Source organism: Oryzihumus sp. JJN4-3R (assembly GCF_057747915.1).
In genome coordinates, this window is record NZ_CM173229.1 from 2,561,987 (window position 1) to 2,584,986 (window position 23,000).

General features: G+C 72.4%; 17 protein-coding genes and 2 tRNA genes. 11 read left to right on the forward strand and 8 right to left on the reverse strand.

What is annotated here, in order from left to right:
- Positions 1-36: 36 nt before the first annotated feature.
- From AC3ANM_RS12095 to AC3ANM_RS12115, 5 genes are all read left to right on the forward strand, one after another.
- A tRNA-Ser gene (locus tag AC3ANM_RS12095) sits at positions 37-126 on the forward strand.
- A gap of 291 nt (positions 127-417) precedes the next feature.
- Positions 418-1,485 (forward strand): zinc metalloprotease, encoded by a 1,068-nt coding sequence (locus tag AC3ANM_RS12100; protein WP_488284665.1) that lies wholly within the window; start codon positions 418-420, stop codon positions 1,483-1,485.
- 212 nt (positions 1,486-1,697) lie between these two features.
- Positions 1,698-2,528, forward strand: a complete 831-nt coding sequence (locus AC3ANM_RS12105) for a zinc metalloprotease (protein WP_488284666.1) — start codon at positions 1,698-1,700, stop codon at positions 2,526-2,528.
- Between the two features lie 197 nt (positions 2,529-2,725).
- Positions 2,726-3,682, forward strand: coding sequence for an anti-sigma factor RsbA family regulatory protein (locus AC3ANM_RS12110; protein ID WP_488284667.1), 957 nt, complete (start codon positions 2,726-2,728; stop codon positions 3,680-3,682).
- Positions 3,683-3,984: 302 nt separating this feature from the next.
- Positions 3,985-4,188 (forward strand): cold-shock protein, encoded by a 204-nt coding sequence (locus AC3ANM_RS12115; RefSeq protein WP_034805904.1) that lies wholly within the window; start codon positions 3,985-3,987, stop codon positions 4,186-4,188.
- A 192-nt stretch (positions 4,189-4,380) separates the two neighbouring features.
- Here the strand turns inward: AC3ANM_RS12115 and AC3ANM_RS12120 are convergent, their stop codons facing one another.
- Positions 4,381-6,291 carry a penicillin-binding transpeptidase domain-containing protein gene (locus AC3ANM_RS12120; RefSeq protein ID WP_488284668.1) on the reverse strand — a complete coding sequence of 637 codons (1,911 nt, stop codon included), beginning with the start codon at positions 6,289-6,291 and terminating at the stop codon, positions 4,381-4,383.
- A 92-nt stretch (positions 6,292-6,383) separates the two neighbouring features.
- Between AC3ANM_RS12120 and AC3ANM_RS12125 the strand changes: the two genes are divergently transcribed.
- The 5 genes from AC3ANM_RS12125 (at position 6,384) to AC3ANM_RS12145 (ending at position 12,780) form a co-directional block, all read left to right on the forward strand.
- The gene (locus tag AC3ANM_RS12125) at positions 6,384-8,054 is read left to right on the forward strand and encodes a fatty acid--CoA ligase (RefSeq protein WP_488284669.1); all 1,671 of its coding nucleotides are present in this window, start codon (positions 6,384-6,386) and stop codon (positions 8,052-8,054) included.
- Positions 8,055-8,352: 298 nt separating this feature from the next.
- Complete coding sequence (locus AC3ANM_RS12130) at positions 8,353-9,780, forward strand: LCP family protein (protein ID WP_488284670.1); 1,428 nt, start codon at positions 8,353-8,355, stop codon at positions 9,778-9,780.
- A 128-nt stretch (positions 9,781-9,908) separates the two neighbouring features.
- Positions 9,909-9,997 (forward strand) — tRNA-Ser (locus AC3ANM_RS12135).
- Positions 9,998-10,777: 780 nt separating this feature from the next.
- Positions 10,778-11,506: a hypothetical protein gene (locus tag AC3ANM_RS12140; protein ID WP_488284671.1), complete on the forward strand. Its 729-nt coding sequence runs from the start codon at positions 10,778-10,780 to the stop codon at positions 11,504-11,506.
- 59 nt (positions 11,507-11,565) lie between these two features.
- Positions 11,566-12,780, forward strand: a complete 1,215-nt coding sequence (locus AC3ANM_RS12145) for an acyl-CoA dehydrogenase family protein (RefSeq protein WP_488284672.1) — start codon at positions 11,566-11,568, stop codon at positions 12,778-12,780.
- Here the strand turns inward: AC3ANM_RS12145 and AC3ANM_RS12150 are convergent.
- The 5 genes from AC3ANM_RS12150 to AC3ANM_RS12170 are packed head-to-tail and all read right to left on the reverse strand — an operon-like array spanning position 12,771 to position 18,389.
- The gene (locus AC3ANM_RS12150) at positions 12,771-13,229 is read right to left on the reverse strand and encodes a GtrA family protein (protein ID WP_488284673.1); all 459 of its coding nucleotides are present in this window, start codon (positions 13,227-13,229) and stop codon (positions 12,771-12,773) included. The two genes, AC3ANM_RS12145 and AC3ANM_RS12150, sit on opposite strands and share 10 nt — an antisense overlap.
- A complete protein-coding gene (locus AC3ANM_RS12155; protein ID WP_488284674.1) occupies positions 13,163-14,062 on the reverse strand; it encodes a dolichyl-phosphate beta-glucosyltransferase in 900 nt (299 codons plus the stop codon). The genes AC3ANM_RS12150 and AC3ANM_RS12155 overlap by 67 nt, the downstream gene beginning before the upstream one ends.
- 10 nt (positions 14,063-14,072) lie before the next feature.
- The gene (locus AC3ANM_RS12160; protein WP_488284675.1) at positions 14,073-16,118 is read right to left on the reverse strand and encodes a glycosyltransferase family 39 protein; all 2,046 of its coding nucleotides are present in this window, start codon (positions 16,116-16,118) and stop codon (positions 14,073-14,075) included.
- Positions 16,119-16,173: 55 nt separating this feature from the next.
- Complete coding sequence (locus tag AC3ANM_RS12165; RefSeq protein ID WP_488284676.1) at positions 16,174-17,634, reverse strand: sensor histidine kinase; 1,461 nt, start codon at positions 17,632-17,634, stop codon at positions 16,174-16,176.
- A 14-nt stretch (positions 17,635-17,648) separates the two neighbouring features.
- Positions 17,649-18,389 (reverse strand): response regulator transcription factor, encoded by a 741-nt coding sequence (locus tag AC3ANM_RS12170; protein WP_488284677.1) that lies wholly within the window; start codon positions 18,387-18,389, stop codon positions 17,649-17,651.
- A gap of 168 nt (positions 18,390-18,557) precedes the next feature.
- On the opposite strand from AC3ANM_RS12170, the gene AC3ANM_RS12175 reads away from it, so the two are divergent.
- Positions 18,558-19,160: a hypothetical protein gene (locus tag AC3ANM_RS12175; RefSeq protein ID WP_488284678.1), complete on the forward strand. Its 603-nt coding sequence runs from the start codon at positions 18,558-18,560 to the stop codon at positions 19,158-19,160.
- Between the two features lie 154 nt (positions 19,161-19,314).
- Here the strand turns inward: AC3ANM_RS12175 and AC3ANM_RS12180 are convergent, their stop codons facing one another.
- Positions 19,315-20,796, reverse strand: a complete 1,482-nt coding sequence (locus tag AC3ANM_RS12180) for a hypothetical protein (RefSeq protein WP_488284679.1) — start codon at positions 20,794-20,796, stop codon at positions 19,315-19,317.
- A 145-nt stretch (positions 20,797-20,941) separates the two neighbouring features.
- Entirely contained in the window at positions 20,942-22,804 is a 1,863-nt protein-coding gene (locus AC3ANM_RS12185) for a phosphoenolpyruvate carboxykinase (GTP) (protein WP_488284680.1), read from the reverse strand.
- Positions 22,805-23,000 lie beyond the last annotated feature (196 nt).

Sequence of the window (23,000 nt, forward strand, 5' to 3'; positions counted from 1 at the left end):
GGCATACCTGCGGGTGGTGCCCACCCGGTCAGGTCAGGAGGGCTCGCATAGTGGCCTAGTGCGGCGGTCTTGAAAACCGCTATGTCGGCAACGGCATCGTGGGTTCGAATCCCACGCCCTCCGCCATGTGACGTCCCAGGACACCCGGGACGGCCGGATAGCCCGAACCCTCGGGGTTCGGGCTGTCGTGCGTCCGGGGGCGAGTCCGCGGCGGCCGGTCCGTGCCCTCCGTCGCCCCCCAGCCCCCTGGATACCGGCATGTCTGCTTCTCCCCGACCCGCCCCGTTTCGCTGCTTCTTGAGGCTTTCTTGAGTTTGATCTCTTCCGAATGACCACCATGCGGGCTAATATCAACACATCCGGGGGCAAGTGGATGTTGGAACGGGCGCATCGGCACCGTGTCAGGGGGAGTCAGTCGTGTTGGTCTTGTCGTCGTCACGCGTCAGGGGGCGCGCCATCCTCGCGACCGCCGTCGCGACCGTCCTGGTCGGCTGCTGGGTCCCTTCGGCCCAGGCCGCAGCCAGCACCTCGCTCACCTGGCGCTTCCCGGCGGCCCGGCCGGCACAGGGCGCCAGCGACCTGCTCACCGGGACGGTCACCCGCGCCTCAGCGCCGCGCACCATCACCCTGCAGAAGTGGTCGGCCAGCGCCTGGCGCACCGCGGTCACGACCCGGACCTCGACGGGGCGCTACGCGCTGCACATCCCGACGGCCACGCCCGGGGCGACGCGCTACCGGGTCCTCGCCCCCGCGACCGCGGGGCGGGCCGGCGCCACCGGGGCGCCGTTCACCGTCACGGTCCAGCGTCGGACGAGCGCCAGCACGTCGACGGCGAGCCCGAGCGCCTACGCCTTCCTCTCCCGGCAGTCCAGCAGCACCGCGCCCGTGGCCCGGTGGGACTCCTGCGCCGGGCCGATCGGCTACCGCGTCAACCTCACGAACGCTCCGGCCGGCGCCCTCGCGGACGTCACCGAGGCGGTCAAGCGCCTCAGCGCCGCGACCGGGCTCTCCTTCTCCTACAAGGGCACCACCACGATCGTCCCGACCCGGCCGGCCAGCGGCTCGGCCTTCCCCTATCCCGAGGACGCGGCGTTGGTGATCGCCTGGGCCAGGCCGGGCACGAGCAGCTACCTGCCGAAGGACGGCTCGAACCGGGTCGGCGTCGGCGGCGCGCTCTGGTCCAGCGGCTACCGCGACGGCGGCGGCCGGGCGGCACTGCGCATCACCCAGGGCTTCGTCGTCCTCGACTCCACCACGTCGCTGACCGGTGGCTTCGGGGTGGGCCAGCTCTCCGGGCTCCCCGGCACCCGGGGGCAGCTGCTCATGCACGAGCTCGGTCATGCGGTCGGCCTGGACCACCCGAAGGTCGCCGACACCACCGAGGTCATGAACCCCTCGCTGACCCGCAAGGCCGCCGTCTGGGGGGCGGGCGACCTCGCCGGGCTGAAGCTCCTCGGGGCGGGGAGCGGCTGCCTGCAGCGCTGACGGGTCAGCCCATCGGGTCTGGACCGGGCCAGTCACTGCGGGTCCTCGCCCACCTGACGCCGGTTGGCCCCCGCTCCTCACCCCTTCGATGTACGGCCCCCCGCCGCCGGTAGTTCCTTCGAATCGTTTGCCTGCATTCCCACGGAATCCGCGCCGCGGGAGGCGCTCACTCGTGTCCTGAGCACTGCTTCCTCGCCCCCCGGGAACGCGCCATGGACACGACTCACCTGCGGCTCCGCGTCGCCGTCATCAGCACCGCCATCGCCCTGGCCGCCCAGGCCCTCCTGGCTGGTCCGGCCATGGCGCAGCGGCTCGCGGGCGACACCGGCCCGCAGCAGTGGTCGAGCCCCATGCAGGCGGGTGCGCTGGTCTCGCTCGGGTCCAACCCCCGGGCCTACGCCTATGCCTCCCGCCCACGGGGCTCGGTAGCGCCGGTCGCGCGGTGGAACCCCTGCGGCGGCCCGATCGGCTACCGGGTGAACCTCGCGCACGCCCCCGGCGGCGCCATGGCGGACGTGCGCGGGGCGATCGCCCGACTGGGCTCGGCCACGGGTCTGCGCTTCGTCTACCGCGGCACCACGCGGATCATGCCGGGACGTTCCTGGCAGCCGCCGTACCCCGCCGACACGGGCATCGTCATCGGCTGGGACCGCCCCTCGCGCAACAAGCTGCTCGGCTCCATCCGCAGTCTGGGCCCTGGGATCACCACGGTCGGCGTCGGTGGCTCCTTCTGGGTCAGTGGCTACGTCGACCGCGCGGGCCGGCCCGCCCTGGAGATCGTCGAGGGCTTCGCCCTGCTCAGCTCGACCGCGCGGATGACCCCCGGGTTCGGCCGAGGGTCGGCCTCCGGCCTGCAGGGCACCCGCGGGCAGCTGCTGATGCACGAGCTCGGTCACGCGGTGGGCCTGGACCACCCGCGGGTCGCCGACCGCACCGAGATCATGAGCCCGGTGCTCAGTCGCAAGCTCGCCCGCTGGGGGGCCGGGGACCGTATCGCGCTCCGCCGGGTGGGTGCCGCGAGCGGCTGCCTGCGGGCTCGCTGAGGGCTCCGCTGAGGGTCCGCTGACCTGCGCCGACGGCGGTTTGTCGTGTTCTCGCCACTTGGGGCGAAGGCCTTCTCCGGCCGCCCGGTCAGGTTTACCGTGGGACAGGTCGGACAAAGGTGTCGCAATGCACGATGCGATGGGGGGCTGGCGCCCCCCATCGCTCTGAGTGTCGTACCGGTGAGCGAGGCGAACGGATGTCACTGACCGCCGCCGAGGCGGAGGCCCGCATGGGCTACCGCCACGAGGCGTTCCTGTGGGAGGGCAAGGACGAGTTCCTTGCTGGCACGGTGCCGTTCATCGTCGAGGCGGTCCAGCAGTCCCAGCCGGTGCTCGTCGCGGTCATCGGTCCCCGGATCGAGTGGCTCCGGGCCGCGCTCGGCGGCACCCCCGAGGGGGCGCGGTTCGTCGACATGGCCGAGGTCGGCCGCAACCCGGCACGCATCATCCCCGCCTGGCGCTCGTTCATCGACCAGAACGGCGGCGGCTCGCGACCCCTGCGCGGCATCGGCGAGCCGGTGTGGGCCGGCCGGCGCGACCCCGAGGTCACCGAGTGCCAGGTGCACGAGGCCCTGCTCAACCTTGCGATCGGCCCGGCGGTGCCGCTGTGGCTGCGCTGCCCCTATGAGGCGGACACCCTCGACTCCACCGTGATCGAGGAGGCGCACCGCAGCCACCCGGAGGTCTTCGAGGACGGCCGGCACCGCGACAGCGACGGCTACGGCGGCATGCCGCACATCCGCGCCGCGTTCGAGCTGCCGCTGCCCGACCCCGCCTCGCCGCGCGTCGACACGCTCGAGTTCGCCGCGGCCGACCTGGGTGCCCTGCGCCGTCTGGTCGGCGAGCGCGCGCGCCGGGCCGGCCTGGGCGCCGACCGGGCGGACGACCTGGTCCTGGCCGTCCACGAGGTCAGCGCCAACAGCGTCGACCACGGCGGCGGGGGCGGGAAGCTGCGCGTGTGGCAGGAGCCGGACCGGCTGGTCTGCGAGGTCCGCGACCGGGGGCGCATCGACGACGCGCTCGTCGGCCGCCGCACCCCGTCGGCGGAGCAGGGACGCGGCCGCGGGCTGTGGCTGGCCAACCAGCTGTGCGACCTGGTCCAGATCCGCTCGCTGCCGGACGGCACGGCGGTCCGCGTCTCCGCCTGGCTCTGACCTGCGACGATCCCTGGCCGGGCTCCCGGTCACCCGCCGGCTGTGGGGGCGTAGCACACGGCTCCGCGACCCCGCCGAGATGGTCTGTTCTCGTGCTGGTCATTACCCTGGCGAAGCCGGATCATCGTGCTAACGTGACGACCGGTTGCAGTTGCAGTTCCTCGCAGGACGAAGAAATGCCCGCCCACCACGCGGGCTTTTTTCATAGAACGGGCATGTCCCGCAGGTGTGGGGGTAGTGCGGCAGCCTGGAGCCCACGAGGTGTGGGCTCCATTGGCCACACAAGGAAATGAGTTATCCCCATGGCACAGGGCACCGTTAAGTGGTTCAACGCTGAGAAGGGCTTCGGCTTCATCGCCCAGGACGGTGGCGGCCCGGACGTCTTCGTCCACTACTCCGCCATCCAGACCAACGGCTACCGCTCCCTCGACGAGGCGCAGCGCGTGGAGTTCGAGGTCACCCAGGGCCCGAAGGGCCCGCAGGCCGACGCCGTTCGTCCTCTCTGAGTCGAGCTGCAGCTGACGCACTGACGTCACAACACGAAGCCCCCGGGGTCCAACCCCGGGGGCTTCGTCGTGCCCGGCACCGGTATGCCGTCCGGCCAGGTCCTCTGCGGCGGCCGGACGTCCGCGGGTGCCCGGCCCCGGTCGTATGCCGTGTGGCCGGCCGCGAGCCGGCCACACGGCATACGGGGTGGGTCAGTGCAGTCCGGCGAGGAACGACCTGGCGATCGGCGCCGCGACGTCGCCGCCGCTCTTGCCCTCCTCGACCAGGACGGCGAAGGCGATGTCGCCCTGCCAGCCCGTGAACCAGGCGCGGGTCTTGTACGGCTTCTTGGTGCCGAACTCGGCCGTGCCGGTCTTGCCGAAGACCGGGCCACCCGGCGCGTCCTTGATCTTGGTCCCGGTGCCGGAGGTGACCACCAGGCGCATCAGCTGCCGCAGCTGGCCGACCGCCTTGGCGTCCAGCGGCTTCGGCGTGGTGTCCGTGCCCTTGGGGGCGGGGGACTTCACCAGCGTCGGCGGGATGTAGCTCCCGCGGGCGACCGACCCGGACATGACCGCCAGCGCCGCGGGGGAGACGAGGGTCCTGCCCTGACCGAAGGCGGTCGTCGCCCGCTCGGTGGCCCCGCTGGCCGGCGGGATGTTGCCGTCGAAGGCCGGGACGCCGAGGTTCTTGGCCCAGCCGGCGCCGATGCCCAGCGCCGTGGCCGCCTGGTTGAGGTCGTTGTTGCCCAGGCGGCTCACGCCCAGGCCGATGAACGCCGTGTTGCAGGACTTGGCGAAGTCGGTCGAGAACGGCACCTTGCCCAGCTTCTCGCCCTCGTAGTTCTGCATCGTCGTGCCCTCGACGGTGACCTTCGGCGGGCAGTTCACCGGAGTCGTCGGCGTCAGGCCGTTCTTGAGCAGGGCGTAGGTCGTGGCCACCTTGAGGGTGGACCCGGGCGCGTACTGGCCGCGCAGCGCGCTGTCGATCGTCTGCCCGGCGCTGTTGGCGACCGCCAGCAGCTGGCCCGTCCTGACGTTGATGGCGACCATCGCCGAGGGGACCTTCTTGCTGCCGGTCAGCGCCGCCTCGGCCGCGCGCTGGACCTTGGGGTCCAGCGTCATCGTCACCGAGGAGCCGTTCTTCGCCGGCACGCTGAACAGCTGCTTGCCGGCCGGGCCGCCGACCCGGATCGAGATGCCGGGGGTGCCGCCGAGCACCTCGTCGTAGGCTGCCTGCATGCCGGTCAGGCCGGCCCGGTCGCCGGCGGCGAACCGGCCGTTGCTGGAGGCGATCCGGTCGGAACCGACCATGCCGAAGGCGCCGAGGAGCGGCTGGGCGAAGGTGCGGCTCTCCGCCAGCGGCTGGTCTCGGGTGGGGTGGACCACGCCCGGCAGGGCGTCTAGCCGGGCCTTGATCGGCGCGAAGTCGCTCTCGCGGTAGGTGATGACGTCGATGACCTGCGCGGAGTGGCTCGCCTTGGCCTTGGCCAGGCGGCTGACCAGCGACCCGGGGGCCTGCTGGGTCAGCTTCTCCACCCCGGATGCCGTCGCGGAGTTCGCCTTCGTCGGGTCCAGGCCGATGTCGTAGACCGTGCCGTTGGTCACCAGCGGGGTGCCGTTGGTGTCGAGGATGTCGCCGCGCTGGCCCCACGTGTGCTCGTAGGACAGCGCCGAGCCGGCGGGCACCTGCGGGTTCCACAGCGAGGTCTTGCCGTCGGTGACCACGCCCCAGGTGTCACCGGTCTTGCGCAGACCGACGCTCTCGTCGTAGGCCCACGTCTGGTCGGCGCGCAGCTTCCAGGCCACGTGCAGGCGAGCGGTGCCCTTGTCCCCGTCGTGCGTCACGTCGGAGACGGTGACCTTGACCGGTGCGCCGGAGAGCGCCCCGGTGACCGCGCGGAAGCTGGCGGCGACCTGCTTCGGCGAGGACCCGGCATACCCGACGTTGGGGTCATCGAGCTTCTTGACGGACCAGGCCGCGGCGAAGGAGTCGGCGACGGCGTGGACGGCGCGGTCGTCGTGCGCCGCCTGACGCTGCTGGTACAGCGCGAAACCCCCGGCCGCTGCGCCCAACACCAGGACCCCGCCCACGATCGAGGGGAGGAGGATGCGTCGATTCATGGGGGCCATCAAACCTCATGTGACTGAGTTGTCCCGAAACGCCGTGACGTCGGACACTCCCGCCGGGCCTCCTGGCATGGCAGGCTCCAGCCATGAAGAGCACCATGCAGGACACGCCGCTGCTCATCTCCCGCATCCTCCTGAACGGCACGCGCATGCATGCCGGCCAGGAGGCCGTCACCTGGACCGCGGACGGTCCCAGGCGCACCTCGTATGCCGAGATCGGTCGCCAGGCCGCGCAGCTCGCCCACGCCTTGCGGGGCATGGGGATCGACGGCGACCAGCGCGTCGCGACGTTCATGTGGAACAACGCCGAGCACCTGACCAGCTACCTCGCCGTGCCCTCGATGGGCGCCGTCCTGCACGCGCTGAACATCCGGCTCTTCCCCGAGCAGATCATCTACGTCACCAACCACGCCGAGAACCAGGTCGTCATCGTCGACAACTCCCTGGCGGCGCCCTTCAGCCAGCTCCTGCCGCACCTGCGCACGATCCGCCACGTCATCGTCAACGGCCCGATCCCGGAGGAGACCCGCGCCGCGCTGGCCGGCGCGAGCGACAGGATCGAGGGCGTGCACGACTGGGCCGAGCTGCTCGCCGGCCAGCCGGACACCTTCGACTGGCCCGAGCTGGACGAGCAGTCCGCCTCCTCGATGTGCTACACCTCCGGCACCACCGGCAACCCCAAGGGCGTCGTCTACTCCCACCGGTCCAACTACCTGCACACGATGCAGGTGTGCATGCCGACCAGCCTCGACATCCGCCAGGGCGACCGGCTGCTCGCCGTGGTGCCGATGTTCCACGCCAACGCCTGGGGCCTGCCCTACGCCGCGCTCATGGCCGGCGCCTCGCTGATCCTGCCGGACCGCTTCCTGCAGGCCGAGCCGCTGGCCCGGATGATCGAGACCGAGAAGGTCACCGGCGGCGGAGCGGTGCCGACGATCTGGAACGACCTGCTGCGCTACCTCGACGAGAACCCGACCGACTGCTCCTCGGTGCGCTCCGTCGTCGTCGGGGGCTCGGCGTGCCCGCCGGCGCTGATGCGAGCGATGCAGGAGCGGCACGGCCTCACCGTCGTCCACGCCTGGGGCATGACCGAGATGTCCCCGCTGGGCTCGACGGCGGTCGCGCCGGTGGGCACGACCGGCGAGGAGCACTGGCGCTACCGCGAGACCCAGGGGCGGGTCGCCCTGTCGCTGGACTACCGCCTGGTCGGACCGGACGGCGCCGAGCAGCCGTGGGACGGGACCAGCGTCGGCGAGGTCGAGGTGCGCGGGCCGTGGATCACCGGCGCCTACTACGACAACGGGCTCAACACCGAGGCCGAGCGCGCCGATGCCGAGTCCAAGTTCGACGACGGCTGGCTGCGCACCGGTGACGTGGGCTCGCTGACGCCCGACGGGTTCCTGGTGCTCACCGACCGGGCCAAGGACGTCATCAAGTCCGGCGGGGAGTGGATCTCCTCGGTAGACCTCGAGAACGCCCTCATGGCCCACCCCGAGGTGGTCGAGGCGTCCGTGGTGGGCGTCCCCGACGTCAAGTGGGGCGAGCGGCCGCTGGCGACGGTGGTGCGCGCTCCCGGGGCGACGGTCGACGCCGCCGCGCTCCAGGAGTTCCTCTCCACCAAGCTGGCCCACTGGCAGGTGCCCGAGCGCTGGGCGTTCATCGACGAGGTGCCCAAGACGAGCGTGGGCAAGTTCGACAAGAAGGTGCTCCGCCAGCGATATGCCGAGGGGCAGCTCAGCGTCGAGACACTCAGCTGACGTTCAGCCCGGGTTTGGGGGGTGCACATATGGCGTGGCTACACTCCCTCGGTTACATCCGGGTGTGCGCCCTCGATCGACGCTGCCCGGGCCTGGACAGGAAGGCACCTGAGTGACCCGCTCTCGCGCGGACCGTAGCCGGAACCGGTCGCGTCACGAGGCCCCTGACGCCCCAGCGGGGCGCGAGGGCCCGGACGCGCGATCCTCGAGATCGTCGCGCCGCACGCTGCGAGACCAGCATCGCAAGACGCACCGACACCCCCTGCTGCGCCGCGGGGCGATCATCACCGCGTCGGTCATGGCGGTGGTGCTGGCGCTGGGCGTCGTCGCCTACATCAAGCTCAACGGCAACATCCACAAGCTCGACCTGGCGGGGCAGCTGGGCGTGCGACCCAAGACGCAGGCCAGCAAGGACGCCCAGACCGACCTGCCGCCGATGAACATCCTCGTCATGGGGTCCGACACCCGGGACCTCGGCGCCGGGGTCACCGGCTTCGGCAGCGCCAAGGACATCTCGGGGGCCCGGTCGGACACCACGCTGCTGGTGCACCTCGCCGCCGACCGCAAGTCGGCCATCGTCGTGAGCATCCCCCGGGACTCGGTGGTCCGCGGTCCGGTGAGCTGCAAGGACAAGAACAACGACATCAACACCTGGCCGCTGCGGCAGTTCAACGCCAACTTCGAGCTGGGCGGTCCGGCCTGCACGCTGCGCACGGTCGAGCAGAACACCGGCATCCGCATCGACCACTTCATGGTCATCAACTTCCTCGGCTTCGAGGCCATGGTGGATGCGTTGGGCAACATCCCGGTCTGCGTGCCCAAGGCGGTCAACGACCCCAAGAGCGGGCTGCGGCTGCCCGCGGGGCGCAGCGAGGTCAGCGGCAAGCAGGCGCTGGCGTTCGTGCGGGCCCGCTACACCCTCGGCGACGGTTCGGACCTGAGCCGGATCGACCGGCAGCAGGCCTTCCTGTCCTCGATGGTGCAGACCGCGACCAGCAGCGGCACCCTGCTGCGACCGGACAAGCTGTTCCGCTTCCTCGACGCTGCGACCAAGTCGCTCACCACCGATCCCGACCTGGGCAACCTCAACGCCCTGCGCGACGTCGCGCAGAGCGTGCAGGGGCTGCCCTCGTCGCAGATCCGCTTCGTCACCGTTCCGGTCGAGCCCTACCCGCCGCGCCCCCAGGCCCTCGTGCAGTGGACGTCCAAGGCCTCCGCCCTGTGGGACGCCATCGCCAAGGACGACCCGCTGCCGGGCACGGGCACGAAGAAGAAGCCTCCGACGGGCACGCCCACGCCGGCGCCGACGCAGGAGCCGCTGATCGTCACGCCGGACAAGATCCACGTCTCGGTGATCAACGACTCCGGCATCTCCGGGATCGCCCGGCAGGACGCCAGCGACCTCGCGATCCAGGGCTTCCAGGTCGAGGGCTTCAAGTCCGGCAGCAACCCGCACAGCGGCGTCATCGTCAGCTACAGCCCGAGCAAGGCCGACTCGGCCCGCACGGTCGCGGCGGCGTTCCCCGGTGCCAAGCTGAAGCAGGATGACCTGCTCGGCGAGACGATCGAGGTCAGCATCGGCACCGGCAGCCCCAACGTGGTCGAGGTGCCCAACCGGATCGGGACGACCCCGCTGCCGACCCACACCCTCACCGCCAACGTGCCGACCCAGACCCCGACGTTCAAGGCGCGCGCCGCCAACGCCGACATCTGCTCGCTGCACTGAGCCGGACGGCCCCCACCCCGGCGACGCGCGGGGCGGGGGCCGTTTTGCCCCGCCGGTGGGAGGGCGGATAGCCTGTGCAGGCTCACGCTTCATGGATGCGCTTCGGCGCTGTCCGTCGGCGTGCGCACGGAGGCGTCGCCTAGCCCGGTTTATGGCGCCCGCCTGCTAAGCGGGTTGAGGATAAAACCTCTCGCGGGTTCAAATCCCGCCGCCTCCGCAGATGACTGAAGGCCCCAGGACGAAGTCCTGGGGCCTTCAGTCATCTATTGCAGCCCGTGGGATCTGGGAGGAGCGAGCGCAGCGAGCGGCGGCTCCCGCTGCCTCCGCGCAGACGAGAGAAGCCCCCGGCCAACGGCCGGGGGCTTCTCATCTGTGTTGCAGCCCGTGGGATGTGGCAGGGGTCGAGCGCGGCGAGGCGACGGGTCACCACCTGGGGCACGTTTCTCAGGCTTGCGCCTGACAGGGCTGGCGGGGCCGGAGCCCCGCCAGCCCGACGCGCGTCAGGCGCAGATGTTCGGTGCCTTGCAGACGAGGGCGGCGGACGCGGAGGTCGCGCCGACGACGCCGAAACCAACACCGAGAGCTGCCGTCAGGATCACGGCGACGAGTCGCTTCATGAACGGTTCCTTTCCCCTGTGTGTATCTTGCAGTGAGCGCACCATAGGCGGAGTTTTTTCCCGTCACAAGAGATTGCTGCCCGTGTCGCCGAATCCAGGTCATCTTGCCGCGCCGGCGAACGGCCCTCGTCCCGCACCCCGTCCGCACCCCGTCCGGCGCGACGTCCTCGACAAGGGCGGCCGGTCTGCGGACGATGGAGGGATCAGGCCGGACCGCGTGGGGCGATCGGCACCCCGCCCGGCCGTGCACGAGGGAAGTGCGCCATGGGAGACATCGGGACCGAGCGCCGCGAGGTGGAGTTCGAGCCGCTGCCGGAGGAGCCGGCGACCGCGCCGGTGCGACCGCCCGCGCCGAGCAGGACCCCTGAGCCGACCGGCACGTGAGCGAGGCCGTGTCGGTGCCAGAGGGCACGCCGGCGCTGGTGCCGGGCGAGCTGCGCGGCTACCGCCAGTTCAGCCTGCGGCGGGACGGGCTCTACCCGCTCGTCCACGCCGTGACCGGGCCGTGGGACGGGACGCTGGAGCGGGCCGGCTGCGCCCAGCACGGGCACCCGGCCCCGGCGAGTGACTGCCGCTGCGGGCTCTACGCGTGGTACCTGCCCGGCAGCGCGACCGTCTCGATCGGCCCGGTCACCGCGGTCGTCGCCGCCCGGGGCCGCTGCATCCTCGGCGACCGCGGCTTCCGGGCGGAGAGCGCCCGCATCGAGGCGGTTGCCCTGCCCGTGACGCTGCAGCTGCGGCCCGTGCGCGCCGCACGGGTCCGCCGGATGCTGGCCGGGGCCTACCCGCGGACGCGGGTCTACCGCTCGACGCGGCGGATGCTGCGCGACCACCCGCCCCACGACGTCACGGGCCTGGGCATCGCACCGCCGCGGGACCCCAGCCGGGGCTACCGCGCGGCGGCGGTAGCCCTGTGGCTCTCCTTCCTCGTCGCGGTGTTCAGCCTCGGCGCGGTCCCGCGGGCCGCCCGCATCGACGCGGTGACCCACTGGTGGCCGGTGCTGATCCTCGTCATCGTGGTGTGGCAGGCCGTCCTGATCTGGCTGTTCCTGCGCCTGATCGCCCAGCAGATGCCGGACACCCCGCGGCAGGCGGGCGAACCGGACTGACCGCCGGCCGCGCGCGAGGGCGACCGGCACGGCATACCGGGGTGTCCTAGGGTCGGGCCATGGACTTCGGATTCACCCCGGTCATGGAGCAGTGGCGCGAGCGAGTGCAGGCCTTCCTCGACGAGGTGATCTACCCGGCCGAGGCCACCTTCCACCAGCAGGTCGAGGGGCAGGCGCACACCAATCCGTGGGGCCGGCCGCCGGTGATGGCCGAGCTCAAGGCCGAGGCGCAGCGGCGCGGGCTGTGGAACCTGTTCCTGCCGGGCGAGCGCGGCGCCGGGCTGTCCAACCTCGAGTACGCCCCCCTCGCCGAGCTCTCCGGGCGCTCGCCGATGCTCGCCCCCGAGGCGATGAACTGCGCCGCGCCGGACACCGGCAACATGGAGGTGCTCGCGCACTTCGCCGCGCCGGCGGTGCAGCAGCAGTGGCTGGAACCGTTGCTGCGCGGGGAGATCCGCTCGGCGTACTCGATGACCGAGCCCGAGGTCGCCAGCTCCGACGCCAACAACATCGCGACCCGCATCGAGGTCGACGGCGACGAGCTCGTCGTCACCGGCCGCAAGTGGTGGTCCAGCGGCGCCATGGCCCCGGAGTGCAAGGTCGCCATCGTCATGGGCCTGTCCGACCCCGACGGGGAGCGGCACCAGCGGCACAGCATGGTCGTCGTCCCGCTGGACACCCCGGGGGTCGACGTGCGCCGCTCCACGCACGTGCTCGGCTACACCGACGGCCCGCACGGCGGGCACGCCGAGATCGTGTACGACGCGGTGCGGGTCCCGCGGGAGAACCTCCTCGGGGAGCTCCACCGCGGGTTCGCCATCGGGCAGGCCCGGCTCGGGCCGGGCCGGATCCACCACTGCATGCGGCTGATCGGGATGGCGGAGCGGGCCTACGACCTGATGTGCGAGCGGGTGCAGCAGCGTGTGGCGTTCGGCAAGCCGCTGGCCGCGCAGGGTGTCGTGCAGGAGTGGGTCGCGGAGTCGCGGATCCGGATCGAGATGGCGCGGCTGCTGGTGCTCAAGACCGCTTGGCTCATGGACACCGTGGGCAACCGCGGCGCCGCCGTGGAGATCTCGGCGATCAAGGTCGCCGTGCCGGAGATGGCCACCTGGGTCATCGACCGGGCGATGCAGGCCCACGGCGGGATGGGCGTCTGCCAGGACACGGTGCTGCCCGAGCTCTACGCCCAGGCCCGGATGCTGCACCTGGCCGACGGGCCGGACGAGGTGCACCGCATGGCCCTCGCCCGACGCGAGCTCAAGCGCTACGCCTGACGGACGCTCTCGACCGGACGCACCAAACGGTCCGTTTCGGGGTCCGTGAGGCCCGGATTCGGGCCGTTTGGTGCGTCCGGTGCGGGGAAGGCGGAGGGGACAGGGCGCGCGGGGGTGCGGAAGATCCACGCGCGCATGGCCACGAACCGCACCGCCGTCGAGACCACGTTCGCCGCGGCGATGACCGCCGTCTGCGCGCCGGTCCCGGCGGTCGGCGCCAGCAGGTGCAGCAACCCCAGCGCGGCACTGGTCATCGCCAGGGTGAGGGCGAACACCAGCAGTGCCTGCGCCTGCTGGAGCCCGGCCCCGCGCCGGTCGCGCACCCCGAAGGTCCACCGACGGTTGGCCGCCGTGTTGAAGACGGTGGCGACGAACAGCGCCATCAGGTTGGCCACCTGGGCCGAGGGCAGGCCGGGCCGCAGCAGCGCGAACAGGCCGAGATGGAGCACCGTGCTGACCACCCGATCCCGCCGAAGCGCCACAGCTGGCCGGTCAGCCGGCCGGCGAGCTGCTGCTCGTGCGGCCGGCGACCGATGCGCGCGCGGACCTGCTCCACCGGCAGGTCGCCGGAGCGCAGCCCCCGCCGCACCCGGCGGACCCCCCGCAGGTCGTCCAGCGCGGTCTGGACGATGGCCACGCGACTGTCCGGGTCGTCGTACCAGTCGACCGGAACCTCGTGGATGCGCAGGCCGCTGCGCTCGGCGAGCACCAGCAGCTCGGTGTCGAAGAACCACGTCGGGTCCTCCACCAGCGGCAGCAGCTCGGCGGCCACGTCGGCGCGGATCGCCTTGAACCCGCACTGCGCGTCGCTGAACCGCGCGCCCAGCACGGCCCGGAGGATGAGGTTGTATGCGCGGGAGATCACCTCCCGCTTCGCGCCCCTCACCACCCGGGCGCCGCGGGCCAGCCGGCTGCCGATCGCCACGTCGGAGTGTCCTGACATCAGCGGCGCGACCAGCGGCCACAGGGCGTCGAGGTCCGTGGACAGGTCGACGTCCATGTAGGCCAGGATCGGTGCGTCGGAGGCCGACCACACAGCCTTGAGCGCCCGGCCCCGCCCCTTCCGGTCCAGGTGCACGGTGGCCACCTCGGGCATCGCCGCCGCCAGGCCCAGGGCCACGGCCCACGTCCGGTCGGTGCTGGCGTTGTCGGCCACGGTGATCCGGAAGGGGTAGGGGAACGTCGCGTGCAGGTGCGCCGCCAGACGGCGGACGCACGCCGGCAGGGCCTGCTCCTCGTTGTGGACGGGGATGACGACGTCGAGGACGGGGCGGGCGCTCATCGGGCTCACCTCAGTTCACGCTGGTCGTGGTGGAGGAGGTGCTGCCGGCGGTCGGCTGGGTGAGGTCGTAGAACGTCGAGCCGCCGATCGTGACCGCGGTGTAGTTCTGCTCCACCCAGCTGCTGATCTGGCTGGCCGTGCCCGACCCGCCCATGCCGCCACCGGGCCCGCCCTGGCCGCCGGCGAGGAAGTAGTGCACCTTGCCCTGACTGACCCAGGCCTGGAACTGCGCCAGCGTCGGCGAGGGGTCGCTGCCGTTGAAGCCGCCGATGGCCATGACGGGCAGGCCGGTGCCGAGCTGGAGTCCAGCCGCGTTCTGCGAGCCGATCGCGGCGGCCACCCAGGTGTACTTCGAGGCGTTCGTCGACAGGGCCGTCACGACCGCGGTGCTCGGGGTGCTGGCGTCCAGCAGGCCGCCCATGCCGCCACCGCCGCCGGGGCCCTGCTGGGTCCCGCCCGGCGCCGTGCCGGTCCCACCCTGGGTGGTGCCACCCTGCGCCTGGCCGCCGAAGCCGCCGCCGAACCCGCCGGGGGGTCCTCCGGCCAGTCCGCCGCCGGCGCCGCCCGGGCCGCCCTGACCGGCCGGGCCGGCCGAGGGGATGGAGCCGGTGTGCGGGGTGGCGACGGTGGACAGGCTGTATGCCGTGGGGCCGGCCAGCGCCGCGACCGCGGCCGCGGCGGCGATGATCGGGACCGCCGCGCGGTGCACCCGGCCGATGACCAGGAACATCACGGCGGCGAACAGGCCGGCGACGACGACGGCCACCCGGAGCCACGGGAACCAGTCCGGGGTGCGGGCCAGGAGCGTGGCGGACCAGATCGCGGCCACGGCGGTGGCGACCGACAGGGCCAGCGAGCCGACCAGGGCCTGCCGGTGCTCCCAGGCCTCCTTGGCGCCCATGCCCACGAGCGCGCCGATCGCCGGGGCCAGCGCGATCGTGTAGTAGGCGTGGAAGATGCCGGCCATCAGGCTGAAGGTGAGCATCGTGACGACCAGCCAGCCACCCCAGACGATGTAGGCCGCGCGGCGGGCATCCGTGCGCGGGGCGCGCCCACGCATCCACAGGCCGACGGCGAGGAGGATGAGCGCGCTGGGGATGAGCCAGGAGACCTGGCCGCCGATGTCGCTGTTGAACATCCGGGTCAAGCCCGTCGCGCCCCACATGCCGGTGCCGTTCGGGCCGGCGCCGCCGCCGACGGACCCGGTCTCGTTGCCGGTGATCCGGCCGAGGCCGTTGTAGCCCAGCGCCAGCTCGAGGATCGAGTTGGTCTGCGAGCCGCCGATGTAGGGGCGGGCGGAGGCGGGGACGATCTCCACGATCGCCAGCCACCAGCCGGCCGAGACGACCATGGCGGCGCCGGCGGCGAGCACGTGCAGGATCCGCTTGCGCATCGGGGTGTCCGCGGCGACGAGGTAGGCCAGCGCGAAGGCCGGGACGACCAGCAGCGCCTGGAGCATCTTGGTCAGGAAGCCGAAGCCGATGAAGACACCGACCCAGATGAGCCAGCGCGGGCTCGCCTTCTCGATCGCCTTCACGGTCGCCCACGCGCCCAGCGTCATGAGCAGGACCAGCAGGGCGTCGGGGTTGTTGAAGCGGAACATCATCACCGCGACCGGCGTCAGCGCCAGGACGGCGCCGGTGAGCAGGCCTGCGGCAGCACCGAACTGGCGCTTGACGGTGGCGTAGAGGACGCCGACGGAGGCGACGCCCATCAGCACCTCGGGCATGAGGATGCTGAACGAGCTCAGCCCGAACGTCCGCACCGACAGGGCCATGACCCACAGCGACGCCGGGGTCTTGTCGACGGTGATCGAGTTGCCGGTGTCGGAGGAGCCGAAGAAGAAGGCCTTCCAGCTCTGGCTGCCGGCCTGGACCGCGGCGGAGTAGAAGGAGTTGGCCCAGCCGCTGGCGGTGAGCCCGTAGAAGTAGAGGGCGGCGGTCGCGACCAGCAGGCCGATCAGCGCGGGACGCTCCCAGGAGCGTTGGGGCGCAGCGGATCCGGCGGACTGGGCGACGGGCTGCGCCTCGTGCCTGGAGAGAGTCATGGTGTCCATGACGTCGACTCTCGGAGCCGGCGCTGTGCCGTCCCTGTGAGGTGGCTGAGGTGGCCTAGTGAGCCGGGAGGGCGACGCGGAACGTCGTGCGGCCGGGCTGGCTCGACAGGTCGACCCGACCGCCGTGGGCCAGGGTCACCGCGTGCACGATCGACAGGCCGAGCCCGGTGCTGCCGGCGGCCCGGGAGCGCGAGGCCTCCCCGCGGGCGAACCGCTGGAAGACGTTGGGCTGCAACGCCTCCGGGATGCCCGGTCCGTCGTCCTCGACGGTCACGCTCACCTCGCCGGCCTCCTCGGCGACCTTGGTGCGCACCGTGGTCCCGGGCGGGGTGTGGGTGCGGGCGTTGGCCAGGAGGTTCGCGACGATCTGGTGCAGTCGCGCGGAGTCGCCGCAGACGTGGACCGACTCCTCGGGCACGTCGAGCTGCCAGACGTGGTCGGGCCCGGCCGCGTGGGCGTCGCTGACGGCGTCGACCACGAGGCGGGTCAGGTCGACCGGCTCCTGCTCCAGCGGCCGGCCGGCGTCCAGCCGGGCCAGCAGCAGCAGGTCCTCGACCAGTGCCGACATCCGCTCGGCCTCGGACTCCACGCGTCCGAGGGCGTGGGCGACCGACGGCGGCACCGGCTCGGGCGCGCGACGGGACAGCTCGGCATACCCGCGGATGGACGCCAGGGGCGTCCGGAGCTCGTGGCTGGCGTCGGCGACGAACTGCCGCACGCGCGTCTCGCTCTCGTGGCGGGCGTTGAGGGCGTCGCGCATGTGGTCGAGCAGGCCGTTGAGCGCCGAGCCGACCTGGCCGACCTCGGTGCGCTCGTCGGTGAACTTCGCGGGCACGCGCTCGGCGAGGGCGACGGCGCCGGAGTCCAGCGGCAGGTGCGAGACCTTGGTGGCGGTGGCGGCGACCCGCTCCAGGGGAAGCAGGTTGCGGCGCACCAGCCACCGCCCGGCGCCCGCGACTGCCACCAGCCCGAAGGCGGTGGCGACGGCGATGATCAGCGAGAGGCGCATGACGGTCTCGCGGAGCGGCCCGACCGGCAGGCCGGTGATGACGATGCGGCCGTCGAGGGTGCGGGTGGCGACGAGCCGGTAGCTGCCCGTGCCGCCGCCGAGGTCGACGGTGGTCGGCCGGTCGCTGAGGCCGGCCTGCTCGAGGCGGACGAGCTGGGCCGAGGTCAGCTGGTCCGTGCCCTCGGTGGGACTGACGACGACGTTGTCGGTGACGACGGCCCCGGTGATGTCGACGTGGACGAAGCCGCCGCCGAGCCCAGGGGGCAGCGCGCCGGCGCTCGGCCGGGGGGTCGGGCCCGGCCGGTCGTCCCCGCCGCGGCCGTCGGAGACGCGGTGCGCCTGGGCGTTGAGCTGGTCGTCGAGCTGGCCCATGAGGAACCCGTTGAGCGCCAGCACGGTGACCACGCCGGTGGCGACGGTGATCGCGAGGAAGAGGGCAACGGTCGAGGCGACCAGCTTGGAGCGCAGGGTCCACGTCGCCGGGCGCATCCACGCGGGGCGGCTCATGGGACGACTCTGGCTCAGGTCGCGGGCTTGAGCACGTAGCCCACGCCGCGCATCGTGTGGATCATCGGCGGGCGGCCGACGTCGATCTTCTTGCGCAGGTAGGAGATGTAGAGCTCGACGACGTTGGCCTGGCCGCCGAAGTCGTAGTTCCACACGCGGTCGAGGATCTGGGCCTTGGACAGCACGCGCTTGGGGTTGCGCATGAGGTAGCGCAGCAGCTCGAACTCGGTGGCGGTGAGGTTGATCTGCTCGCCGCCGCGGCTGACCTCGTGGCTGTCCTCGTCCATCACCAGGTCGCCGACGGTCAGCAGGGAGCTGGAGTCCTCGGCCATGACGGCGGTGCGGCGCATCAGTGCGCGCAGCCGGGCCACGACCTCCTCGAGGCTGAACGGCTTGGTGACGTAGTCGTCGCCACCGGCGGTCAGCCCGGCGACCCGGTCCTCGACGGCGTCGCGGGCGGTCAGGAAGAGCACCGGCACGGTGGGATTGTCCGCGCGCATGCGGCGCAGCACCTCCATGCCGTCGAAGTCGGGCAGCATCATGTCGAGGGCGACGGCGTCGGGCTGGAAGTCCCGGGCGGCCCGGACGGCGGCCATGCCGCTGCCGGCCGAGCGCACCTCCCAGCCCTCGTAGCGCAGCGCCATGCTGAGCAGCTCGGTCAGGTTGTTCTCGTCGTCGACGACGAGGACACGCACAGGTGAGCCGTCGATGCGGCGCAGCGGGGCGGAGGCGGGGCGGACAGTCGACTGGCTCATGGGAGCGAGTTTTGCGCCCGGACCTGAAGACAGCATCGGGTCTTCCTGTACAAACCCTGTGAACGCTCTGTGGTGGGGTCTCAGCCAACCGATACGGCGGCCACAGCATCGGCACAGCCCTGCTGCCCAGTCTCGTCGGCGACGACCTTCCCACCGAGGAGACCGACCATGAGCGCACCCTCCCCCCAGACCCCCTGGGTGGTCAGCCCCACCCAGGACCTGCCGGCCCACCCTGGCCGCCCCCTGGCGGGGCCGCCCACCGGGCCGGAGTATGCCGGTCCGCCGGCTCCCACGGTCGCCTCACCGCAGGGTGCCTCACCGGCCGCGGCCGCTCCCACGGAGGTCCGGCCTCCGGTGGACGTGCAGCCGGACTCCGCCGCGCCCCCGCCGCCGGCTGTCCAGCCGCCGGTGTGGTCTGGCAAGAAGACCGCCATCGCCGCGGCGCTCGCGATCGGCTTCGCCTCGGTCGGCGCCGTCGGCGCGGCCGCGGCGATCGGCGACCAGAGCCAGACCCGGTCCGGGCCGGGCGGGGGCCAGTTCCCCGGTGGCCGGCAGGGCGGGCAGTTCGGGCCTCGCGGCCACGGTGGCCATTTCCCTGGCGGTCAGCAGGGCGGGCAGCTCCCCGGTGGACAGCAGGGCGGGCAGTTCCCGGGTGGGCAGCTGCCGCAAGGCCAGGGCGGCCAGCTCCAGCAGGGTGGGCAGCTGCCACAGGGCGTGCCGGGTCAGGACCCGCAGGGCCAGACCGACCCGAGCACGGGGCGGACGACATGAGCCCCCGGCAGTGGCTGCGCGCACGCCAGCCCCGCCGGGCCAGGCGCGTGCGGCTGGTGCGGCACACGGCATACAAGGACCTCGGGGTGCTGCCGGTCTGCGGCGGCAGCGTCCGCCCGCCGGCATCCCAGCGGGTGGTGGTGGCCGCGGACCCTCAGCCGCGCACGGACCCCAGCCCGAGGACGACCGCCAGCCCCAGCGCGCTGCGCGGCTCGTAAGGTCCGCGCCACAGTCCGCCCGGGACGGCGCCGAACGCCTCGTCCTGCCATGGATGCTCGTGCGTTGGTGTGCCCGCGCGCAGGTCGTGCACGAGCAGGGCGGCCATGAGCACGTTGCTCGTCGCCGGCTCGAAGACCTCGATGCCGAACCGGTGGGCGCCGGCGTAGGCCGCCGCGAGCGCACGGTTCTTGACCACCGAGCGCGTCCGGGTCGGCGGGGCGACCTTGAGCGAGACCGTCGCGCCGGCCGCCCGTGCGGTCGTGGCGCGCCAGCGCTGGAGCCGCTTGGCGAGGGCGTAGTTGGGTCCCTGCTGCGGCACCAGGCTGTCGTTGATGCCCGGGTCGGCCCCCGGGGCGTAGTTGCGGCGCAGCAGGCGGCCCCCGCTGAGCACGCGCAGCGGCTGGCGCAGCAGCGTCCTGGCGCCGGCGTGCTCGTAGGCCCAGGTGGACTGGGCGACGGCCTCGCCCGGCACGGCGAAGACGTCGGTCGGCGTCGCGAGGAACGCCAGCGCGACGTCGTCCCGGCGCCGCTGGAGCTCCACGGTCAGCGCGTCGACGGCCATGGCCACGCGCACGTTGGTCGCGCCGTCGGCGTAGACGTAGTTGCCGAGCACCAGTCGGCCCTCGATGCCGGCCAGCCAGTCGGCGACCTGGGGAAGCCGGTGGACCAGGTCGGCCCCGGCGCGCTGCTCGAGCGGGCGCGCGTCGGTCGCGACCGGCGCCGGGACCCGCAGGCGCCCGGCGGAGCGTTCGGTCAGCTCGCGCAGCCGGGTCCACACCTCGGGTCGGGGCAGGTCCACCCCGACGACGTCACCACCCCATGACAGGACGGCCCGCAGCGGCCCCATCTCGGAGCCGGCGCCGAGGACGACCAGGCTCTGGTCGGACAGGTCCAGCCAGTCGGGGTTGGCCGCCACGGTCCGGACCGCCTCGGCGGCGCTGGGCTCGAGCACCCCGGCGGTCTCCCACGCCTCCAGCCGCCGCAGCAGGTCCTCCCCGCGCAACCGCTCCCCGTGCCAGGGCAGGACGAGCTCGCGCACCGGCTGGCCGTGGCCCTCGACCACCTCGGTGCCCAGCGCCTCGCCCTCGGCCCCCGGCAGGCGCGCGCTGCCCGCCGTGAACGCCTCGGCCAGGCCGACCTCCTCGCCGTCCGGCAGCCGCAGCCGCATCCGCCGGTGCAGGGAGTCCAGCCCTGCGGCCGCGATCGTGCGGGCTGCGTCGGGGGAGAGCAGCCCCGCCTCGACCAGCCGGCGGAAGTGCGGCACGTAGCCGTGGCGCCAGCTGGTCTCCTGGTCGGCGGCGCGGGCACCGACAGGGTCCACGGGGCGCAACGCATCCGCGACCACCGCCCGGCCCAGCGCCGAGGTGCTGCGGGTCCCGTCGACCTCGGGGAAGACGACCCCGGTGCTGTCGGTCATGACGCTCCTTCGGTGGGGGGCGGACCCGGCCATCATGCTGGGCGGCGACCGGCCCGGCATACCGGGTGGGACGGGAAAGGCCCGGAACCCTTGGGGTCCCGGGCCTTTCCTGCGGTATGCCGGCCAGCCGGCATACCGGTCAGGCTCACTTCACGCCGAGGCGCGCCTTCAGGCCGTCGAGCTCGGTCCACAGCGTCGTGGGCAGGGTCGGGCCGAACTTGTCGAACCACTCCTGGATCTGCGGGATCTCGGCGGCCCACTCGTCGGCGTCGACGTTGAGGGCGATCCGCAGCTGCTCCTCGGTCATGTCCAGGCCCTCGGTGTCGAGGGACTCCGGGGTCGGCACGTGGCCGATCGGGGTCTCGACCGCGGCCGCGGTGCCCTCGAGGCGCTCCACGACCCACTTCAGGACGCGGGAGTTCTCGCCGAAGCCCGGCCACACGAAGCCGCCGTCGGCGTCGCGACGGAACCAGTTGACGTAGAAGATCTTGGGCAGCTTGGCCGCGTCCGCGTCCTTGCCGACCTTGATCCAGTGGTTGAAGTAGTCGCCGGCGTTGTAGCCGATGAAGGGCAGCATCGCCATCGGGTCGCGGCGGACGACGCCCACGGCGCCGGTGGCGGCCGCGGTGGTCTCGGAGGAGAGGGTGGCGCCCATGAACGTGCCGTGGACCCAGTCGCGGGCCTCGGTGACCAGCGGGATGGTCGTCTTGCGGCGGCCACCGAACAGGATCGCCGAGATCGGCACGCCCTGCGGGTCGTCGTACTCCGGCGCCAGGATCGGGCACTGCGAGATCGGGGTGCAGAAGCGGGAGTTCGGGTGGCTGCTGGGCTCGGAGGACTCCGGCGTCCAGTCGCGGCCCTTCCAGTCGGTCAGGTGCGCCGGCGGCTCCTCGGTCATGCCCTCCCACCAGATGTCGCCGTCGTCGGTGAGCGCGACGTTGGTGAAGACCGAGTTGCCCTTGGCGATGGTGCGCATCGCGTTGGGGTTGGTGTCCCAGCCGGTGCCCGGCGCGACGCCGAACAGGCCGAACTCGGGGTTGACGGCGTAGAGGCGGCCGTCCTTGCCGAACTTCATCCAGGCGATGTCGTCGCCGAGGGTCTCGACCTTCCAGCCGGGGATCGTCGGCTCGAGCATGGCCAGGTTGGTCTTGCCGCAGGCGCTCGGGAACGCGGCGGCGATGTACTTGACCGTGCCCTCGGGCGAGGTGAGCTTGAGGATGAGCATGTGCTCGGCCAGCCAGCCCTCGTCGCGGGCCATCACGCTGGCGATGCGCAGGGAGTAGCACTTCTTGCCGAGCAGGGCGTTGCCGCCGTAGCCGGAGCCGTAGCTCCAGATCATCCGCTCCTCGGGGAACTGCACGATGTACTTGGTGTCGCTGCACGGCCACGCGACGTCCTTCTGGCCCGGCTCGAGCGGGGCGCCCACGGAGTGCAGCGCGGGGACGAAGTCGGCGTCGAGCTCCTCGATCCGCTTGAGGACCGAGGAGCCGATGCGGGCCATGACGCGCATCGAGGCGACGACGTAGGCGGAGTCGGTGATCTCCACGCCGAACATCGGCTTCTCGGCGTTGAGGTGGCCCATGACGAACGGGATGACGTAGAGGGTGCGGCCCTTCATCGACCCCCGGTAGAGGTCGGTCATGATCGCCTTCATCTGGTCCGGCGCCATCCAGTTGTTGGTGGGGCCGGCGTCCTTCTCCTCGAGGGAGCAGATGTAGGTCCGGTCCTCGACCCGCGCGACGTCGCTGGGGTCGGAGGCGCAGTGGAACGAGTTGGGCTTGAGGTCCTCGTTGAGCCGGGTGAAGGTGCCGACGGCGACGAGCTCGTCGGTCAGCGCCTTCCACTCCTCGTCCGACCCGGTGACCCAGTGGATGCGGTCCGGGGTGGTGAGGGCGGCAACCTCAGCAACCCAGGACGCGAGACGGGCGTGCGTGGTGCTGCCGTCACTCGGGATCTCGGTGCCAGGCGTGGCCGTGGCGGGGGTTGCTGTGGTCGTCTCAGTCGTCATGAGATCGGGCCATCCCTTTCGCGCGGCGGCCGCGTGCTGGCCGCGTGCGTCAGTTGCAGTGGTGCGTCCTGCGGGCTCCTCGTCGCCCCTCGTCGGGCGACGCTGGATGCAGCCCCCGGGTGGAGATGGCGACATGGTGTCCACGATGTGAACGCGCTTGTGGTTGCCAAGGTACGCCCGGGCCACCACCGGGCGG

Coding starts and splice junctions, on each gene's coding strand:
- AC3ANM_RS12105 (WP_488284666.1), top strand. CDS start 1,698: ATGGACACGACTCACCTGCGGCTCCGCGTCGCCGTCATCAGCACCGCC.
- AC3ANM_RS12110 (WP_488284667.1), top strand. CDS start 2,726: ATGTCACTGACCGCCGCCGAGGCGGAGGCCCGCATGGGCTACCGCCAC.
- AC3ANM_RS12115 (WP_034805904.1), top strand. CDS start 3,985: ATGGCACAGGGCACCGTTAAGTGGTTCAACGCTGAGAAGGGCTTCGGC.
- AC3ANM_RS12120 (WP_488284668.1), bottom strand. CDS start 6,291: ATGAATCGACGCATCCTCCTCCCCTCGATCGTGGGCGGGGTCCTGGTG.
- AC3ANM_RS12125 (WP_488284669.1), top strand. CDS start 6,384: ATGAAGAGCACCATGCAGGACACGCCGCTGCTCATCTCCCGCATCCTC.
- AC3ANM_RS12130 (WP_488284670.1), top strand. CDS start 8,353: ATGGCGGTGGTGCTGGCGCTGGGCGTCGTCGCCTACATCAAGCTCAAC.
- AC3ANM_RS12145 (WP_488284672.1), top strand. CDS start 11,566: ATGGACTTCGGATTCACCCCGGTCATGGAGCAGTGGCGCGAGCGAGTG.
- AC3ANM_RS12155 (WP_488284674.1), bottom strand. CDS start 14,062: ATGAGCGCCCGCCCCGTCCTCGACGTCGTCATCCCCGTCCACAACGAG.
- AC3ANM_RS12160 (WP_488284675.1), bottom strand. CDS start 16,118: ATGGACACCATGACTCTCTCCAGGCACGAGGCGCAGCCCGTCGCCCAG.
- AC3ANM_RS12165 (WP_488284676.1), bottom strand. CDS start 17,634: ATGAGCCGCCCCGCGTGGATGCGCCCGGCGACGTGGACCCTGCGCTCC.
- AC3ANM_RS12170 (WP_488284677.1), bottom strand. CDS start 18,389: ATGAGCCAGTCGACTGTCCGCCCCGCCTCCGCCCCGCTGCGCCGCATC.
- AC3ANM_RS12175 (WP_488284678.1), top strand. CDS start 18,558: ATGAGCGCACCCTCCCCCCAGACCCCCTGGGTGGTCAGCCCCACCCAG.
- AC3ANM_RS12180 (WP_488284679.1), bottom strand. CDS start 20,796: ATGACCGACAGCACCGGGGTCGTCTTCCCCGAGGTCGACGGGACCCGC.
- AC3ANM_RS12185 (WP_488284680.1), bottom strand. CDS start 22,804: ATGACGACTGAGACGACCACAGCAACCCCCGCCACGGCCACGCCTGGC.